Below are 16529 nucleotides of genomic sequence, written 5' to 3'. Positions count from 1 at the left end.
ACGGGTTCAATACAGCAACCGGCGCATCAGCAGCTTGTCCAGCCGGCGGCCGTCGGGCAGGCGTACCGCGTCGAGCAACTGGCCATAGCGCTCGAAACCCTGGCTTTCGTACAGGCCTACCGCGGCGCGGTTGCCGGCCGTCACGCTGAGCGTGACCTGGGCCAGGCCGGGCGTGGTTTCCAGCCGGGCCAGCGCCGCCGCCAGCAAAGCCCGGCCGATGCCGCGACCACGGTGGGTGTCGGCCACCATCATGCCGACCAGGTGGGCGATGTGCTGCACCTTGCGCCGCGGCTCGCGCTCGCAGGTCAGCGCACCAACCAGACGGTGGCCGTCCAGCGCCAGCAGCGTGAACAGCGTGCTGCCACCCGAGCCGCCGGCCAGCCGGCTGCGGTAGCTGGCGAGGTCGCGCTGGCTCTCGGTCTCGGCGTCGGACGTGAAGGCCTCCGGGTGCCCCGCCAGCATCGCGTCGCGCAGCGCCTTGTAGCCCAGCAGGTCGGGCTCCAGCATGACGCGGATGCAGAGCTGCTCAATCACGCGCAGACGCCAGCTCCGCCAGCGTGTTGAGGTTGGCGAACGCGGCCTCGTCGTCGAACTGCGCGACGCCGTGGGGCTGAGCACGCATCCAGCCCAGCACCGCGCGGCCGCCGGCCTGCAGATGGGCGGCCAGCGGGTCGCGCAGGCGGGCGTGCAGCAGCGCGTGCGTCGGGTGCTCGCGCGCTGCGTGGGCGAAGGCGAGGCCGTTCGGCTGGGCCGCGGCGAGCAGGCGTTCGGCCAGGTCGTCCGGCAGGTGAGGGCAGTCGCAGGGCGCGGTCAGCAGCCAGGCATCGTGGGGAAGAGCGTTCAGCCCGGCGAGCATGCCGGCCAGCGGGCCGGCGAACTCGAGGCCGGGTGGGTCGGCCAGCACGCGCAGGCCAAGGGCGGCGTAGGCCTCGAGGTTGCGGTTGGCGCTGATGAGGACGGGGCCGGCTTGCGGCGCCAGGCGGGCCACGACGTGAGCCACGAGCGGCCGACCGTCAAGCAGTTGCAAGCCCTTGTCCACGCCGCCCATGCGGCTGCCGCGGCCGCCCGCGAGGACGAGGGCGTGCAGCTCAGCCACCGATGTAATGCATCTCGACGCGGCGCTCGTCGGTCGGCGTCGCCTGGCCGCTGCCGCGCAGTTGCGAGTAACGGTCGCTGCGGCCGCGCCAGACGCCGGCGATCGCGCCCGCCAGTTGAGCGTCGTCGAACACCTCGGCGCCGCGCAGCAGGCCGCGCAGGTCGTGGCCGCGGGTCGCGAACAGGCAGGTGTAGAGCCGCCCTTCGGTGGACAGCCGCACGCGGTTGCAGTCGCCGCAGAAGGCCTGGGTCACGCTGGAGATGAAGCCGACCTCGCCGCCGCCGTCGGCGTAGGCCCAGCGCTCGGCGGTCTCGCCCGGCGCGCTGTGCGACAGCGGCGTCAGCGCGAACTCGGCCGCGATGCGGCGTTGCACCTCGGCGCTGGGCAGCACCTGGTCCATGCGCCAGCCGTTGGTGGCGCCGACGTCCATGTATTCGATGAAGCGCAGCACGACGCCGCTGTGCCTGAAGTGACGCGCCATGGGCAGGATCTGGTCGTCGTTGACGCCGCGCTGCACGACCATGTTGACCTTGATCGGCCCCAGCCCCACGGCCTGCGCCGCGCGGATGCCGTCCAGCACGTCGGCGACCGGGAAGCCCACGTCGTTCATGCGCTGGAAGACGGCGTCGTCCAGCCCGTCCAGACTGACCGTCAGGCGCTTCAGGCCGGCGGCCTTCAGCGCGGCGGCCTTGCGGGTCAGCAGCGAGCCGTTGGTGGTCAGCGTCAGGTCCAGCTCGCGGCCATCGGCGGTGCGCAGCTGCGCGAGCATCTCGATCAGTGTTTCCAGATGGCGGCGCAGCAGCGGCTCGCCGCCGGTGATGCGCAGCTTCTCGACGCCCAGACCCGTGAAGACGCGCGCCAGCCGCGTGATCTCCTCAAAACTGAGGAGGTCGGCGTGGGGCAGGAATTCGTGATGCTTGTCGAAGACCTGCTTGGGCATGCAGTAACCGCAGCGGAAATTGCAGCGGTCCGTCACCGAGATGCGCAGGTCGTGCAGCGGGCGGCCTAGCGCATCAGCCAGTGGCAAGCCCGGCTGGCCGGCCGCGGGCGGCGGCGCCATGCGCATCGAACGGGCGTCATGCAGGGGGATCACGCGGGCGGGCATGCGGCCATTGTGTCAGCGGCTGAATGCCCAGGGGGCTTGCGGTGGTTGCGCCAGCGCGCTTGAATCGGCACGAATGGCCCAGATCCTTCATCCCGACCTGCCGCAGTTCGTCGCCTTCGGCGAGGCCTTGACCGATCTGATCCGCGTCGGGCCGGACCGTTGGCGCAGCGCCTGCGGCGGAGCGCCGTGGAATGTGGCGGTCGCGATGTCGGCGCTCGGTCAGCTGAGCGCGTTTGCCGGGGCCATCAGCCAGGACCCGTTTGGCGCCGAGATCTGGCAGTGCAGCCAGGAGGCGCACCTGGACATGCGCTTCATCCAGCAGCTCCCCCGGCCGCCGCTGCTGGCCGTCGTGCACGAGGTGGACCCGCCGCGCTATTTCTTCATTGGCCAGGACAGCGCGGACCTGCATTTCCGCCCCGAAGGCCTGCCCATGGGCTGGACGCGGGCGGTGCGCTGGGCGCATTTCGGCAGCCTGGGCCTGGTGCGCCAGCCACTGGCCGCGCGTCTGCTGGCGCTGGCCGAGGCGCTGAAGGCCGAGGGGCGGCTGATCAGCTACGACCCCAACTTCCGCGCGCCGCCGATGGACGCCAGCTACGACGACACGCTGGAGCAGATGTGCCGGCTGGCCGACGTCATCAAGGTGTCCGACGAGGACTTGCGTGGCCTGTTCCGCCTGCCCGACTACCGTTCGGGCCTCGCCCAGATCGCCGCCTGGAACCCTGGCGCCTGGCTGCTGCTGACGCGTGGCGGGGCCGGTGCGACGCTGTACCACGGCGTGGAGGAGGCCAGCGGCCGGCCACCGCGGGTGGACGTGGTGGACACCGTGGGGGCGGGCGACGCATCGCTGGCCGGGCTGCTGGACAGCCTGATGCGCAATGCCGGCGCCCCGGCCGCGCAGCACCTGCGCTGGGCGCTGGCGGCGGGTGCGGCGGCCTGCACAGCACCTGGCTTCGCGCCGCCCCGGCCGGGATTGGTGGCGGCGCTGGCGGACGCCGTCGACATCATCAAAAACTAGGGTTTTCCCGCGCCTCACTTGATCCCGGCGCCCTTGGCTCCTACGATTAACCGACCGGTCGGTAGAGGAATTCCATGTCCGAGCATTTGATCCAGATTGAACAGCATGGCGCCGTGCGCCTGCTGCGCCTGAACCGCCCTGAGGCGCTCAATGCCTTCACGACCTTCATGTTGGGCCAGCTGCGCCAGTCCCTGGAGGCGGCGGCCGAGGACGAGGCGACCCGCTGCGTGCTCATCACGGGTGCGGGCCGTGCCTTCAGCGCCGGCCAGGACCTGGCCGACCCGCATGTCGCGCCCAGCCGCGATCCGGGCGTCGCGCCCAAGGACATCGGCCAACTGCTGGAGCACTACTACATCCCGATGGCGCTGCGCCTGCGCAGCATGCCCATCCCGGTCGTGGCCGCCGTCAACGGCGTGGCCGCGGGCGCCGGTGCCAGCCTGGCGCTGGGCTGCGACCTGGTGGTGGCCGGCGAAAGCGCCAGCTTCATCCAGGCCTTCTCCAAGATCGGCCTGATCCCGGACTGCGGCGGCACCTGGCTGCTGCCGCGCCTGGTGGGCCGCGCCAAGGCGCTGGAAATGGCGCTGCTGGGCGACAAGCTGAAGGCGGCGGATGCTGCAGCGCTGGGCCTGATCGCCCGCGTGCTGCCTGACGCGGAATTGCAGGACGCCGCGATGGCACTGGCGCAGAAGCTGGCTGGCATGCCCACGCGTGCGCTGGCCGAGACGCGCCGCGCCATCGACGAGGCGATGAAGCTGGACTTCGAGCCCGCGTTGAAGCGCGAGGCCGCGCTGCAGAGCCAGCTGGGCTTCTCGCACGACTACCTGGAGGGCGCCGCGGCCTTCCTAGACAAACGCAAGCCGGAATTCAGGGACCGTTGATGGACACGCAAGCCGTTGCCGAAAAGGTCCGCGACGTGATGCTCGCGGACGACGCCGCGACCCGCATGCTGGGCATGCAGATCGCCGAGGTCGGCCCCGGCCGCGCGGTTGTCACGATGACCGTGCGGGCGGACATGCTGAATGGCTTTGCGATCTGCCACGGCGGTTTGATCGCGACGCTGGCGGATTCCGCTTTTGCGTTCGCGTGCAATGCGCGCAATGCGTTGACGGTGGCGTCGGGCTTCGGCATCGACATCCTGAAGAGCGCCAAGTTGAATGACCAGTTGACGGCGACGGCGGAGGAGACATCGCTGGCCGGTCGCACGGGGCTGTACGACGTCACCGTGAAGAACCAGCACGGCGACCTGATCGCGATGTTCCGTGGTCGTTCGTACCGGCTGGGTGACAGAAAGGTTTTCGAAGCATGACCGTCAAGACGCCTCAACCGGGCGACCTCGAAGCGATCGAGACTGCCAGCCGCGACGAGCTGCAGGCGCTGCAGCTGCAACGGCTGCGCTGGAGCCTGCAGCACGCCTACGACAACGTGCCGCACTACAAGGCCCGGTTCGATGAGAAGGGTGTGCACCCGTCGGACCTGAAGACGCTGGCAGACCTGGCCAGGTTCCCGTTCACGACCAAGCACGACCTGCGGGCCAACTACCCGTTCGGCATGTTCGCCATGCCGCGCCAGCAGTTGGCGCGCATCCACGCGTCGTCCGGCACCACGGGCAAGCCCACGGTGGTGGGCTACACGCTGAAGGACATCGACAACTGGGCCAACCTGGTGGCGCGCTCCATTCGGGCTGCTGGCGGCCGGGCAGGCGACCTGGTGCACGTGGCCTATGGCTACGGCCTGTTCACCGGCGGCCTGGGCGCGCACTACGGTGCCGAGCGGCTGGGCTGCACGGTCATCCCGATGAGCGGCGGCCAGACCGAGAAGCAGGTGCAGCTGATCACCGACTTCAAGCCCGACATCATCATGGTGACGCCCAGCTACATGCAGGTGCTGGTGGAGGAGTTCGCCCGCCAGGGACTGGATGCGCGCGAGTCGTCGCTGAAGGTGGGCATCTTCGGCGCCGAGCCGTGGACCGAGGCGATGCGCAAGGACATCGAGGCCAGCGCCGGCATCGACGCGGTGGACATCTACGGCCTGTCCGAGGTGATGGGCCCGGGCGTCGCCAGCGAGTGCATCGAGAGCAAGGACGGCCCCGTCATCTGGGAAGACCATTTCTTTCCGGAGATCATCGACCCCGAGACGGGCGAGGTGCTGCCGGATGGGTCGGAAGGCGAACTGGTCTTCACGTCGCTGTCCAAGGAAGCGATGCCCGTGATCCGCTACCGCACGCGCGACCTCACAAGGCTGCTGCCGCCCACCTCGCGGGCCATGCGCCGCATGGGCAAAATCGTCGGCCGCAGCGATGACATGCTGATCATCCGCGGCGTCAACCTGTTCCCCACGCAGGTGGAAGAGCTGGTGCTGCAGGAGAAGAGCCTGGGCGGTCAGTACCAACTGGTGGTGAGCCGCAACGGGCCGCTGGACGAGTTGCTGATCCGCTGCGAACTCGCGCTGGGCGCGACGGATGATGGCATCGGCAAGCGCCTGTCCGAGCGCATCAAGAACCTGATCGGCGTGACCGCGACGATCAGCGTCGAGCCTAACAATTCCATCGAGCGCACGCTGGTCGGCAAGGCCCGGCGCGTGGTGGATCAACGCAAGAAGTAAGGAGCGAGCCATGTACACCCAAGCCATGGACCTGATGGCCCGCGAGGCCAAGCCCAAGGTCGTGAAGTCCGCTGAAGACCTGCAGCGCGAAGAGGCGTTTGAAGCCCGCATCGACGCCGGCGACTTCATCGAAGCCAAGGACTGGATGCCCGAGCACTACCGCAAGACACTGGTGCGCCAGATCAGCCAGCACGCGCACAGCGAGATCGTCGGCATGCTGCCCGAGGGCAACTGGATCACGCGCGCGCCCACGCTGAAACGCAAGGCCATCCTGCTGGCCAAGGTGCAGGACGAGGGCGGCCACGGCCTGTACCTCTACGCCGCCGCCGAGACGCTGGGCGCCAGCCGCGACGAGATGACCGAGGCGTTGCTGTCCGGCAAGGCCAAGTACAGCTCCATCTTCAACTACCCCACGCTGACTTGGGCCGACATCGGCGTCATCGGCTGGCTGGTCGACGGCGCGGCCATCATGAACCAGGTGCCGCTGTGCCGGTGTTCGTATGCACCGTATGCGCGGGCCATGATCCGTGTGTGCAGGGAGGAGAGCTTCCACCAGCGCCAGGGCTACGAGAGCCTGCTGACGATGATGACCCACGGCAGCGCCGCGCAGAAGGCCATGGTGCAAGACGCCGTGAACCGCTGGTGGTGGCCGTCGCTGATGATGTTCGGCCCGGCGGACAAAGACTCGCCCAACTCCGAGCAGAGCATGCGCTGGGGCATCAAGCGCGTCACCAACGACCAACTGCGCCAGAAGTTCGTCGACGCGACCATCCCGCAGGCCGATATCCTCGGCGTGACGGTGCCGGACCCGGCGTTGAAGTGGAACGCCGAGCGCGACGCCTATGACTTCGGCGACATCGACTGGCCCGAGTTCTGGCGCGTGGTTGGCGGCGAAGGCCCCTGCAACCGCGAACGCCTGGCCGCCCGCAACAAAGCCTGGGACGACGGCGCATGGGTGCGCGACGCGGCGCTGGCCCATGCGCGCAAGCAGGCGACCAAGGCCCAAGCGGCTTGAGGAAACAAGAGATGAGCAATCCGAAGAATGAGTGGCCGCTGTGGGAAGTGTTCGTGCGCAGCAAGGCGGGCCTGGACCACAAGCACTGCGGCAGCCTGCACGCGGCCGATGCGCCCATGGCCATCCAGATGGCGCGCGACGTCTACACGCGCCGCCAGGAAGGCACCAGCATCTGGGTCGTGCGCTCCGAGCAGATCGTCGCCAGCGACCCGACCGAAAAGGGCAGCTTGTTCGACCCCGCCGACGACAAGGTCTACCGCCATCCGACGTTCTATGAACTGCCGGATGAACTGAACCACATGTGATGGACGCCAAGACCACCTACGTCCTGCGTCTCGCAGACACCTGCCTCATCCACAGCCAGCGGCTGTCCGAATGGGCCGGCCACGCGCCGGTGCTGGAGGAAGACCTGGCGCTGTCCAACATCGCGCTGGACCTGCTAGGCCAGGCGCGCGCGCTGCTGACCTACGCCGGGCAGCTCGAAGGCGCCGGCCGCGATGAAGACCAGCTCGCCTTTTTGCGCGAGGAGCGCGACTACCGCAACGTCATCCTCGTCGAGCTGCCCAACGCAGCAGCCAGCCCCAGCGATGGCGGCGGCGGGCGCGACTTCGCGCTGACCACCGTGCGCAACGCCGCGATGGCCCTCTGGCTGGAGCTGCTGTACGAGCGCCTGCAGACCAGCCTGGACACCGAAATCGCCGGCATCGCCGCCAAGTCGCTGAAGGAAGTGCGCTACCACCGCCAGCATTCCAGCGACTGGGTGGTTCGGTTGGGTGATGGCACCGACGAATCCAAGGCCCGCATGCAGGCGGCGCTGAATGTGCTGTGGCCGTACTTCAACGAGTTGTTCGCGGCTGACGGCGTCGACGGCGTGGGCCCCGCGTGGAACGAGCTGGCGCCCGAATGGCGCGCCCGCTGGGCCACGCTGATGGCGCAAGCCACGCTCACGCTGCCGCGCGACAGCGCGATGCAGCCGCGCGGCATTGACGGCATCCACAGCGAGCACATGGGCCACATGCTGGGGACCATGCAGCATCTGCAGCGCACCTATCCCGGCGGAGTCTGGTGATGAACCTCGCCGCCGCGCGCGCCAAGCTCGACGCCGTGCCCGACCCCGAGATCCCGGCGGTCAGCCTGGTGGAGCTGGGCATCGTGCGCGACCTGCGCGAGACGGCATCGGGCGTCGAGGTGGTGCTGACGCCCACCTACAGCGGCTGCCCCGCCACCGAGCTGATCGCCGACGATGTGCGCGCGGCGCTGGCGGAGTTCGGCGACGTGACCGTGACGATGCAGCGGGCGCCCGCCTGGAGCACCGACTGGATCACGCCCGAGGGCCGCCAGAAGCTGCAGCAGTACGGCATCGTGCCGCCGCAGTGCAGCGGCGAGCAGGCCATCCGGATCGTGCCGCGCCTGCGCTGCCCGCGCTGCGACAGCGGCCGAACGGAGCAGTTGTCTCGCTTCGGCTCGACGGCATGCAAGTCCACGTGGCGTTGCATCGAGTGCCTCGAACCTTTCGAATATTTCAAGCCTATCTGAGCCCGACGATGGCACTCCACTTCCACCCCCTGCGCGTGACCTCCGTCGAGCGCGACACCGACGACGCGATGGTCGTCGGCTTCGAGGCGCCCGCCGACGGCTTTGCGTTCGAGCCCGGCCAATACCTGACGCTGCGCGCCAGCGTCGGCGGCCAGGAGTTGCGCCGCAGCTACTCCATCTGCTCCGACCGCCGCCTGCAGGTCGGCATCCGCCGCGTCGACGGCGGCGCGTTCTCCAGCTGGGTGCATGACCAGCTCAAGGCCGGCGACGTCATCGAGTCCTACCCGCCGCAGGGCCGCTTCGTCATGCCCGCCGCGCAGGCCGAAGGCCGCCATGTGCTGTTCATCGCCGGCGGCTCGGGCATCACGCCCATCATCGCCATCCTGACGGCGCTGCTGGAGCGCGAGCCGAACGCCCGCGCGACGCTGATCTACTCGAACCGCCGCACCGCGTCGACGATGTTCAAGGAAGAGCTCGAAGACCTGAAGAACCGCTTCATGACGCGGTTGTCGCTGCACCTGATCTTCAGCCGCGAGGCGGTGGATGCACCGCTGTACGGCGGTCGTCTGGATGCCGGCAAGCTCAGCGTCTTCCTGGCCGGACCGGTGCCGGCGGCGAGCCTCGATGAGGTGTTCGTCTGTGGCCCCTTCGAGATGAACGACGCCGCCGAGGCCGCGCTGCTGGGCCATGGCGTGCCGGCCGAGCGCATCCACATCGAGCGCTTCGGCACGCCGGAGACGCTGAGTGGCAAGCCGGTGCCGCACGAGGTCAAGCCGGGCGACGCGCCCGAGGCCCGCATCACCGTCATCCGCGATGGCCTGTCCCGCGAGATCGAGTTCCACGCCAGCGATCCCAGCCTGCTCGACGCCGCCGCGCGCGAAGGCATGGATGTGCCGTTCTCCTGCAAGAGCGGCGTCTGCTCCACCTGCCGCTGCAAGCTGCTGGAAGGCGAAGTGCGCATGGACAAGAACTTCGCGCTCGACAAGGCCGAAGTCGCGGCCGGCTTCATCCTCAGCTGCCAGGCGCACCCGCTCACCGAGCGCGTGGTCATCTCCTTCGACGAACGCTGATGGCCAGAAAAAGAGCTCCCGGCTTCGAAGCCCAGCGCGAGGACATCCTCGCCGCCGCCGCCCGCCTGTTCGCCGACCAGGGCTTCAGCGCCACGTCCATGAACCAGGTCGCCGAGGCCTGCGGCGTGGCCAAGCCGACGCTGTACCACTACTTCCAGGACAAGCAGGAACTGCTCGCGCAGATCTGCGATGCCCACGTGCATGCGCTGCTGGCGCTGGTCGACGAGATCAAGGCTCAGCACCTGGCGCCCGACCTGCAGCTGCGCGCGCTGATCGAGCGTTTCACGCGCGCCTATGCCGACGCCCAGCCCCAGCACCGCGTGCTGACCAGCGAGATCAAGTTCCTGGCCGACGCCGAGCGTGAGCGCCTGCTGGATGTGGAGCGCCGCGTCGTCAGCGAGTTCGCCGCAGCCATCTCCCAGGTGCGGCCCGAACTGCGCGAAGCCAAGCTGCACAAGCCGCTGACCATGCTGCTTTTTGGCATGATCAACTGGACCTTCACCTGGCTGCGTCCCGACGGCGAGCTGTCGCACGACGCGCTCGCGGCCCTGGTCAGCGATCTGTTCTTCGGCGGCCTTGGTGCAGTTCAACTGCGCCAACCCGCCCTCATTCCATAAACCCGATGACACCCCGAGGAGACGACCCCATGAAGCAATTCAAGCAACTCGCCCTGGCTCTGGCCGCCATGCTGAGCCTGGCGGCGCATGCCGACATCAACGTCGGCATCACGCTGTCCGCCACCGGCCCGGCGGCCTCGCTCGGCATCCCGGAGAAGAACACCGTCGCGCTGATGCCCACGACCCTCGGCGGCCAAAAGGTCAACTACATCGTGCTGGACGACGCCTCGGACACGACGACGGCCGTGGCCAACACGCGCAAGTTCATCACCGAGAACAAGGTCGACATCGTCATCGGCTCCACCGTCACGCCCAATTCGCTGGCGATGATCGACGCGGTGTCCGAGTCCGGCACGCCCATGATCTCGATGGCCGCCTCGGCTCGCATCGTCGAGCCCCTCGATGCCAAGAAGAAGTGGGTCTTCAAGACGCCGCAGAACGACATCATGATGGCGCTGGCCATCGTGACCCACATGGTGGACAACGGCGTCAAGACGGCGGCCTTCATCGGCTTTGCCGACGCCTATGGCGAGGGTTGGTGGGGCGAGTTCAACAAGATCGCCGCGACCAAGAAGCTCAACATCGTCGCGACCGAACGCTACAACCGCACGGACACCTCCGTCACCGGCCAGGTGCTCAAGCTCGTGGCCGCCAAGCCCGACGCCATCCTCATCGCCGGCTCCGGCACGCCCGCCGCGCTGCCGCAAAAGGCGCTGAAGGAGCGTGGCTACGCCGGCAAGATCTACCAGACGCACGGCATCGCCAACAACGACTTCCTGCGCGTGGGCGGCAAGGACGTCGAAGGCACGCTGCTGCCGGCCGGCCCGGTGCTGGTCGCGGCCCAGCTGCCCGCCGACCACCCGGTGAAGAAGAGCGCCCAGGACTACATCGCCAAGTACGAGGCCGCCAACGGCAAGGGCAGCGTGTCGACCTTCGGTGGCCATGCGTGGGACGCCGGCCTGCTGCTGGCCGCCGCCGCGCCCGAGGCGCTGAAGAAGGCCCAGCCCGGCACGCCCGCTTTCCGCGCGGCGCTGCGTGACGCGTTGGAGAACGTCAAGAACGTGGCCGGCGCGCATGGCGTGTTCAACATGTCCAGCGGCGACCACCTCGGTCTGGACCAGCGCGCTCGCGTGATGGTGCAGATCAAGGACGGTGCGTGGGTCTTGATCAAGTAAGCGCGCGGCCGCGAGGATTTGAGATGGCAGTTTCCACACTCCAGAGCTACATCGCCGGCCGCTGGGTCGGCGAGCGGGCGGCCAAGCCGCTGGCGAGCGCGATCAATGGCCGCGTCGTCGCGCACACGCATGAAGAAGGCCTGGACTTCGCCGAGGCGATGGCCTACGCGCGTGGCACGGCCTTGCCCGGCCTGCTGCGCAGCCATTTCCAGGACCGCGCCCGGGTTCTGAAGGCGCTGGGCGCCTACCTGATGGAGCGCAAGGAAGAGCTGTATGCGATCAGCGCCCACACGGGCGCGACGCGCAGCGACTCCTGGATCGACATCGAGGGCGGCATCGGCACGCTGTTCGCGTACGCCTCCATCGGCGGCAAGGATCTGCCCAGCAGCAATGTGCTGCACGAGGGCCCGCCGATGCGGCTGGGCGCCAACAACCACTTCATCGGCAGCCATGTGATGGTCCCGAAGCGGGGCGTGGCGCTGCACATCAACGCGTTCAACTTCCCGATGTGGGGCATGCTGGAGAAGTTCGCGCCGAGCTTCCTGGCCGGCATGCCTTGCCTCGTGAAGCCGGCGACTGCGACGAGCTATGTCGCCGAAGCCTGCGTGCGCTTGATCGTCGACTCCGGCCTCGTGCCGGTCGGCGCGTTGCAGCTCATCATCGGCGGCACGGGCGACCTGTTCGAGCGCCTGGATGAGTCGGACGTCGTCACCTTCACCGGCAGCGCCGACACCGCGCTGATGCTGAAGGCTCACCCCAATTTGTTGAAGAAGAGCATCCCCTTCAACGCCGAGGCCGACAGCCTGAACTGCGCCATCCTGGCCCCCGACGTGGCACCTAGCGACCCGGAGTTCGACCTCTTCATCAAGGAGGTGTCGCGCGAGATGACGGCCAAGGCCGGCCAGAAGTGCACGGCCATCCGCCGCACCATCGTGCCGGCCAACCTGGTCGACGCGGTCGCGACGGCGCTGAAGGCGCGGCTGTCCAAGACGGTCGTGGGCGACCCGGCCGTCGAAGGCGTGCGCATGGGTGCGCTGGCCAGCAAGGCCCAGCAGGCCGACGTGGCCGAGCGCGTGGCGCAACTGGCGAAGAACTGCGAGCTGCTGCTGTCCGGGCGCGACGGCTTTGCGCCCAAGGGCGACGGTGTCAGCGACGGCGCCTTCTATGCACCCACGCTGCTGCTGGCGCGTGACTCGGCGGCCAGCGACGCCCACCACCTGGAAGCCTTCGGCCCGGTGACGACGTTGCTGCCCTACGGCGACTTCGAGGAAGCGCTGCACCTGGCGACGCTGGGCCGCGGCAGCCTGGTCGGCACCATCTGCACGAAGACGCCGGCCCTGGCCGCGCAGGCCGTGCCGACCTTCGCCGCCTGGCATGGCCGCATGCTGGTGCTGGACCGCGAGGCCGCGCTGGAAAACACCGGCCACGGTTCGCCGCTGCCCAAGCTCAAGCACGGCGGCCCCGGCCGCGCGGGCGGTGGCGAGGAGCTGGGCGGGCTGCGCGCCGTCAAGCACTACCTGCAGCGCTGCGCCGTGCAGGGCTCGCCGACGATGATCTCGGCCGTCACCGGCGAGTACCAGCGCGGCGGTGTCGTCACCGAGAGCGACGTCCATCCGTTCCGTCGCTACTTCGAGGACGTCGAGGTGGGCATGAGCCTGCTGACGCACCGCCGCACGGTCGGCGAGGCGGACATCGTCGCGTTCGGCGGCCTGTCGGGCGACTATTTCTACATGCACTTCGACGAGGTCGCGGCCAAGGCTTCGCCCTTCGGCCAACGCATCGCCCACGGCTACTTCGTGCTGTCGGCCGCGGCGGGCCTGTTCGTCAGCCCCGCGCCCGGCCCCGTGCTGGCCAACTACGGCCTGGAGAATCTGCGCTTCGTCACGCCGGTGGCCATCGGCGACACCATCCAGGCGCGGCTGACGGCCAAGCGCAAGATCGACCGCCCGCCGCGCGACGACCAGCCCGCGCAAGGCGTCATCGGCTGGGACGTGGCGGTGACCAACCAGCGCGACGAGCTGTGCGCGAGCTACGAGATCCTGACGCTGGTGGCCAAGCGCGTGGCGGGCTGAATCGATGAACGCGGAGCAGGCCCGGGCGCTCGCTCTGGGCCTGCCCGGCGCAGTCGAGAAGCCGCATCACGAGCTGACATCGTTCCGCCTGCCGGGCACAAAACCTGGAACGACGGGCCGCATCTTCGCGACGATGACGCCCGACGGCGCCGAACTGCGCGTGTTCATCCAGGACGACGACGCACGCGACGCGTGGATTGCCCGTGAGGGAGGTGTCGTGCAGCCGCTGTTCTGGGGCGCCAAGCGGCGTGAAGCTGCTGCTGGCTCAGGCCAAGCCCGCGTGGGTCAGGGAACTGCTAGGCCAGGCCTGGCGCGAACTGGGCCCCAAGGCTTGACCTAGCGGGTGACCGGCGTCTCGGCCGCGGCCTTCAGGTCGGCGCGGCGGGCGCCGGTGAAGCGCTTGGCCCAGTAGGAGTCGCGCATGTCCTCCACGCGCACGGCGCTGCCGGTGCGGGGGGCGTGGATGAACTTGCCTTCGCCGACGTAGATGCCCACGTGGCTGAAGGTGCGCTTCATCGTGTTGAAGAACACCAGGTCGCCGGGCTTGAGCTCTTCGCGCCGGATGGCAGCCAGGCTGCTGTCCTTGGCCTGCTCGTCGGCACGGCGCGGCAGCACCAGGCCCACGCTCATCTCGAAGATGTGGCGCGTGAATCCGCTGCAGTCGAAACCGTTCTCGACCGAGTTGCCGCCGCGCGTGTAGCGCACGCCCAGGAAGTTCATCGCCGACAGCACGAGGTCGGAGGCGGTGTCGCGCACGCTGGCCAGCAGCCGAGATGACCCACCGGCTTCACCGGCGTGCAGCAGGCCGCGGTCGCTGAGGAAGCGGCTGACGGCGTCGCTGGCGGTGCTCGCCTGCGTCGGCTTGGCGGTGGCGGGCGTCGCCTTGTCGACGGCCGCCTGCTGCTGCAGGCTCTGGCCGTAGGCGCCCGTCATCGTGCCCGGCGGCGGTGTCATCGTCGCGGCCTGGGCCACGCCTTGCGCATGCGCAGCGCAGCAGCCGGCCAGCAGGGCGGCAGCAGCGATGCGGTTCAGCAGGGCGACGGGAGAAACCAGGGGCATTCGAAAAAAACCGGGGCGGGCCGCGAAGCGGTCGCGATAGCGGAGAAGGGACAGCGGCGCGGAGGTTAGGAGGCGACCCCGGCACCGTCAATCAAAGCGGGCGGAAAACAGGCGATTCTCAGGGCAAACCCCGGCTTGGCCGACAGCGAACCCAGTGAAAACCCTGAATTCTGTCACGCGTTGACCGAGGTCAGACTGCCGTCAGTGCCCCAGGCCCACACTGACCGGCATGACGCAGACCTACGCCGACTTCCATCAGCGCTCGCTGGCCGAGCGCGATGCCTTCTGGGCCGAGCAGGGCCGGCGCATTGATTGGCAGACGCCGCCGCAGGTGATCTGCGACGCCAGCAACCCGCCGTTCGCGCGCTGGTTCGTGGGCGGCACGACCAACCTGTGCCACAACGCCGTGGACCGGCATGCCGCCACAAGGCCCGGTGACCGTGCGCTGATCTGGGTGTCCACCGAGGTGGGCCAGGAGAAGGTCTACAGCTTTGCCGAACTGCTGGCCGAGGTCGAGGCGTTTGCCGCCGTGCTGGCCGCGCAAGGCGTGGGGCAGGGCGACCGCGTGCTGATCTACATGCCCATGATCCCGGAGGCCGCGTTCGCGATGCTGGCCTGCGCGCGCATAGGCGCTGTCCATTCGGTCGTGTTCGGCGGCTTCGCGTCGGTGAGCCTGGCCAGCCGCATCGACGACGCCGCGCCGAAGCTCATCGTCAGCACCGACGCGGGCAGCCGTGCGGGCAAGCGCATCGCCTACAAGCCGCTGCTGGACGAAGCCATCGCGTTGTCGGCTCACAAGCCCGCCAGCGTGCTGATGGTGGACCGCGGCCTCGTGCCTTTCGAGCGCGTGGCCGGCCGCGACCTGGACCACGCCCAGTTGCGCCGCCAGCACTGGGGCCAGCGCGTGCCCTGCGCCTGGCTGGAGTCCAACACGCCCAGCTACACGCTGTACACCAGCGGCACGACCGGCAAACCCAAGGGCGTGCAGCGCGACGTGGGCGGCTATGCCGTGGCGCTGGCCGCCAGCATGGACTGGATCTTCGGTGGCAAGCCGGGCGAGACCTATTTCTCCACCAGCGACATCGGCTGGGTCGTGGGCCACAGCTACATCGTCTACGGCCCGCTGATCCATGGCATGGCGACGCTGATGTACGAGGGCACGCCGGTGCAGCCGGACGCGGCCGTGCTGTGGAGCCTGGTCGAGAAGTACCAGGTCACCGTGATGTTCAGCGCGCCGACGGCCGTGCGCGTGCTCAAGAAACACGACGCAGCGCTGCTGAAGCGCCACGACCTGTCGTCCTTGCGCGCGCTGTTCCTGGCCGGCGAGCCACTGGACGAGCCCACCGCCAGCTGGATCGCCGAGGCCCTGGGCGTGCCCATCATCGACAACTATTGGCAGACCGAGACCGGCTGGCCGCTGCTGACGGTGGCCCACCACATCCCTGGCGTTCAGGCCGTGCCGACGCGTCTGGGTTCGCCCGGCGTGCCCATGTACGGCTACGACGTGAAGCTGCTCGACGAGAACACCGGCGCCGAGCTGACCGAGCCGAATCAAAAGGGTGTGCTGGTCATCGAGCACCCGCTGCCCCCCGGCGCGCTGCAGACGGTGTGGGGCGACGACGCGCGCTTCGTCAACACCTACTGGGGCAGCGTGCCCGGCCGGCAGGTCTATTCGACATTCGACTGGGCCTCTCGCGACGCCGACGGCTACACCTTCATCCTGGGCCGCACGGACGACGTCATCAATGTGGCCGGCCACCGCCTGGGCACGCGGGAGATCGAGGAATGCATCTCGGGCCACGCGGCCGTGGCCGAGGTGGCCGTCGTCGGCGTGGCCGACCAGCTGAAGGGCCAGGTCGCCATCGCTTTCGCCGTGCTGCGCGACCCGGGGCAGGCCTCGCTCGCGCTGGAGGGTGAGGTCATGAAGCATGTGGACGCGCAACTCGGCGCGGTGGCTCGGCCTGCGCGCGTGCATTTCGTGACGCTGCTGCCCAAGACCCGCTCCGGCAAGCTGCTGCGCCGCGCGCTGCAGGCCGTGGCCGAGGGGCGCGACCCGGGCGACCTGACGACGCTGGACGACCCCGGCGCGCTTTTGCAGGTGAAAACCCTGCTGCAGAAATAGGGGCGTGCCAAACGGCTGAGCGCGAGCTGGCCGACAGAATCGCGGC

At 68.9% G+C, this 16529-nt stretch carries 18 protein-coding genes; 14 read left to right on the top strand and 4 right to left on the bottom strand.

Going from position 1 to position 16529, the window contains the following annotated elements:
• Positions 1–6 precede the first annotated feature (6 nt).
• From AC1D29_RS00735 to moaA, 3 genes are read right to left on the bottom strand one after another with little or no spacing between them, the layout of a single operon-like run.
• Positions 7–534 (bottom strand): N-acetyltransferase family protein, encoded by a 528-nt coding sequence (locus AC1D29_RS00735; RefSeq protein ID WP_477893765.1) that lies wholly within the window; start codon positions 532–534, stop codon positions 7–9.
• Positions 527–1048 carry a molybdenum cofactor guanylyltransferase MobA gene (gene mobA / locus AC1D29_RS00730; RefSeq protein WP_477894402.1) on the bottom strand — a complete coding sequence of 174 codons (522 nt, stop codon included), beginning with the start codon at positions 1046–1048 and terminating at the stop codon, positions 527–529. The genes AC1D29_RS00735 and mobA overlap by 8 nt, the downstream gene beginning before the upstream one ends.
• 40 nt (positions 1049–1088) lie before the next feature.
• Complete coding sequence (moaA, locus tag AC1D29_RS00725) at positions 1089–2201, bottom strand: GTP 3',8-cyclase MoaA (protein WP_477893763.1); 1113 nt, start codon at positions 2199–2201, stop codon at positions 1089–1091.
• Between the two features lie 73 nt (positions 2202–2274).
• On the opposite strand from moaA, the gene AC1D29_RS00720 reads away from it, so the two are divergent.
• The 13 genes from AC1D29_RS00720 to AC1D29_RS00660 all read left to right on the top strand — a co-directional run bounded on the left by AC1D29_RS00720 (position 2275) and on the right by AC1D29_RS00660 (position 13642).
• Entirely contained in the window at positions 2275–3216 is a 942-nt protein-coding gene (locus AC1D29_RS00720) for a carbohydrate kinase family protein (RefSeq protein WP_477893761.1), read from the top strand.
• A 74-nt stretch (positions 3217–3290) separates the two neighbouring features.
• Positions 3291–4094: an enoyl-CoA hydratase-related protein gene (locus AC1D29_RS00715; protein WP_477893759.1), complete on the top strand. Its 804-nt coding sequence runs from the start codon at positions 3291–3293 to the stop codon at positions 4092–4094.
• A complete protein-coding gene (gene paaI, locus AC1D29_RS00710; protein WP_477893757.1) occupies positions 4094–4522 on the top strand; it encodes a hydroxyphenylacetyl-CoA thioesterase PaaI in 429 nt (142 codons plus the stop codon). The genes AC1D29_RS00715 and paaI overlap by 1 nt, the downstream gene beginning before the upstream one ends.
• Positions 4519–5817, top strand: coding sequence for a phenylacetate--CoA ligase PaaK (gene paaK, locus AC1D29_RS00705; RefSeq protein ID WP_477893755.1), 1299 nt, complete (start codon positions 4519–4521; stop codon positions 5815–5817). The genes paaI and paaK overlap by 4 nt, the downstream gene beginning before the upstream one ends.
• A 10-nt stretch (positions 5818–5827) precedes the next feature.
• Positions 5828–6832 (top strand): 1,2-phenylacetyl-CoA epoxidase subunit PaaA, encoded by a 1005-nt coding sequence (gene paaA, locus AC1D29_RS00700; protein WP_477893751.1) that lies wholly within the window; start codon positions 5828–5830, stop codon positions 6830–6832.
• A gap of 11 nt (positions 6833–6843) precedes the next feature.
• Positions 6844–7137: a 1,2-phenylacetyl-CoA epoxidase subunit PaaB gene (gene paaB, locus AC1D29_RS00695; protein WP_057300180.1), complete on the top strand. Its 294-nt coding sequence runs from the start codon at positions 6844–6846 to the stop codon at positions 7135–7137.
• Complete coding sequence (paaC, locus tag AC1D29_RS00690) at positions 7137–7901, top strand: 1,2-phenylacetyl-CoA epoxidase subunit PaaC (protein WP_477893748.1); 765 nt, start codon at positions 7137–7139, stop codon at positions 7899–7901. Before paaB ends, paaC begins: the two co-directional genes overlap by 1 nt.
• Entirely contained in the window at positions 7901–8368 is a 468-nt protein-coding gene (gene paaD, locus AC1D29_RS00685; protein ID WP_477893746.1) for a 1,2-phenylacetyl-CoA epoxidase subunit PaaD, read from the top strand. Before paaC ends, paaD begins: the two co-directional genes overlap by 1 nt.
• Before the next feature lie 8 nt (positions 8369–8376).
• Complete coding sequence (paaE, locus tag AC1D29_RS00680; RefSeq protein ID WP_477893744.1) at positions 8377–9438, top strand: 1,2-phenylacetyl-CoA epoxidase subunit PaaE; 1062 nt, start codon at positions 8377–8379, stop codon at positions 9436–9438.
• Positions 9438–10055 carry a TetR/AcrR family transcriptional regulator gene (locus AC1D29_RS00675; protein ID WP_477893742.1) on the top strand — a complete coding sequence of 206 codons (618 nt, stop codon included), beginning with the start codon at positions 9438–9440 and terminating at the stop codon, positions 10053–10055. Before paaE ends, AC1D29_RS00675 begins: the two co-directional genes overlap by 1 nt.
• Positions 10056–10084: 29 nt before the next feature.
• Positions 10085–11230: an ABC transporter substrate-binding protein gene (locus tag AC1D29_RS00670; RefSeq protein WP_477893740.1), complete on the top strand. Its 1146-nt coding sequence runs from the start codon at positions 10085–10087 to the stop codon at positions 11228–11230.
• Positions 11231–11253: 23 nt separating this feature from the next.
• Positions 11254–13302: a phenylacetic acid degradation bifunctional protein PaaZ gene (gene paaZ / locus AC1D29_RS00665; protein WP_477893738.1), complete on the top strand. Its 2049-nt coding sequence runs from the start codon at positions 11254–11256 to the stop codon at positions 13300–13302.
• Positions 13303–13306: 4 nt separating this feature from the next.
• A complete protein-coding gene (locus tag AC1D29_RS00660; protein ID WP_477893736.1) occupies positions 13307–13642 on the top strand; it encodes an MmcQ/YjbR family DNA-binding protein in 336 nt (111 codons plus the stop codon).
• Here AC1D29_RS00660 and AC1D29_RS00655 read toward each other — a convergent pair.
• Positions 13639–14235 (bottom strand): C40 family peptidase, encoded by a 597-nt coding sequence (locus AC1D29_RS00655; protein ID WP_477894401.1) that lies wholly within the window; start codon positions 14233–14235, stop codon positions 13639–13641. The genes AC1D29_RS00660 and AC1D29_RS00655 overlap by 4 nt on opposite strands.
• Before the next feature lie 355 nt (positions 14236–14590).
• Here AC1D29_RS00655 and AC1D29_RS00650 point away from each other — a divergent pair, with 355 nt between their 5' ends.
• Positions 14591–16483 carry a propionate--CoA ligase gene (locus AC1D29_RS00650; RefSeq protein ID WP_477893734.1) on the top strand — a complete coding sequence of 631 codons (1893 nt, stop codon included), beginning with the start codon at positions 14591–14593 and terminating at the stop codon, positions 16481–16483.
• Positions 16484–16529 lie beyond the last annotated feature (46 nt).

This window comes from Roseateles sp. P1_C6, assembly GCF_056406315.1.
The sequence above is the reverse complement of the archived record's forward strand: the minus strand, read 5'-3'. Positions and strand labels throughout refer to the sequence as shown.

Excerpts from the sequence above, each read along its gene's own strand:
- mobA (WP_477894402.1), bottom strand. The coding sequence starts at position 1,048 with ATGGGCGGCGTGGACAAGGGCTTGCAACTGCTTGACGGTCGGCCGCTC.
- moaA (WP_477893763.1), bottom strand. The coding sequence starts at position 2,201 with ATGCCCGCCCGCGTGATCCCCCTGCATGACGCCCGTTCGATGCGCATG.
- AC1D29_RS00720 (WP_477893761.1), top strand. The coding sequence starts at position 2,275 with ATGGCCCAGATCCTTCATCCCGACCTGCCGCAGTTCGTCGCCTTCGGC.
- AC1D29_RS00715 (WP_477893759.1), top strand. The coding sequence starts at position 3,291 with ATGTCCGAGCATTTGATCCAGATTGAACAGCATGGCGCCGTGCGCCTG.
- paaI (WP_477893757.1), top strand. The coding sequence starts at position 4,094 with ATGGACACGCAAGCCGTTGCCGAAAAGGTCCGCGACGTGATGCTCGCG.
- paaK (WP_477893755.1), top strand. The coding sequence starts at position 4,519 with ATGACCGTCAAGACGCCTCAACCGGGCGACCTCGAAGCGATCGAGACT.
- paaA (WP_477893751.1), top strand. The coding sequence starts at position 5,828 with ATGTACACCCAAGCCATGGACCTGATGGCCCGCGAGGCCAAGCCCAAG.
- paaB (WP_057300180.1), top strand. The coding sequence starts at position 6,844 with ATGAGCAATCCGAAGAATGAGTGGCCGCTGTGGGAAGTGTTCGTGCGC.
- paaC (WP_477893748.1), top strand. The coding sequence starts at position 7,137 with ATGGACGCCAAGACCACCTACGTCCTGCGTCTCGCAGACACCTGCCTC.
- paaD (WP_477893746.1), top strand. The coding sequence starts at position 7,901 with ATGAACCTCGCCGCCGCGCGCGCCAAGCTCGACGCCGTGCCCGACCCC.
- paaE (WP_477893744.1), top strand. The coding sequence starts at position 8,377 with ATGGCACTCCACTTCCACCCCCTGCGCGTGACCTCCGTCGAGCGCGAC.
- AC1D29_RS00675 (WP_477893742.1), top strand. The coding sequence starts at position 9,438 with ATGGCCAGAAAAAGAGCTCCCGGCTTCGAAGCCCAGCGCGAGGACATC.
- AC1D29_RS00670 (WP_477893740.1), top strand. The coding sequence starts at position 10,085 with ATGAAGCAATTCAAGCAACTCGCCCTGGCTCTGGCCGCCATGCTGAGC.
- paaZ (WP_477893738.1), top strand. The coding sequence starts at position 11,254 with ATGGCAGTTTCCACACTCCAGAGCTACATCGCCGGCCGCTGGGTCGGC.
- AC1D29_RS00660 (WP_477893736.1), top strand. The coding sequence starts at position 13,307 with ATGAACGCGGAGCAGGCCCGGGCGCTCGCTCTGGGCCTGCCCGGCGCA.
- AC1D29_RS00655 (WP_477894401.1), bottom strand. The coding sequence starts at position 14,235 with ATGACGGGCGCCTACGGCCAGAGCCTGCAGCAGCAGGCGGCCGTCGAC.
- AC1D29_RS00650 (WP_477893734.1), top strand. The coding sequence starts at position 14,591 with ATGACGCAGACCTACGCCGACTTCCATCAGCGCTCGCTGGCCGAGCGC.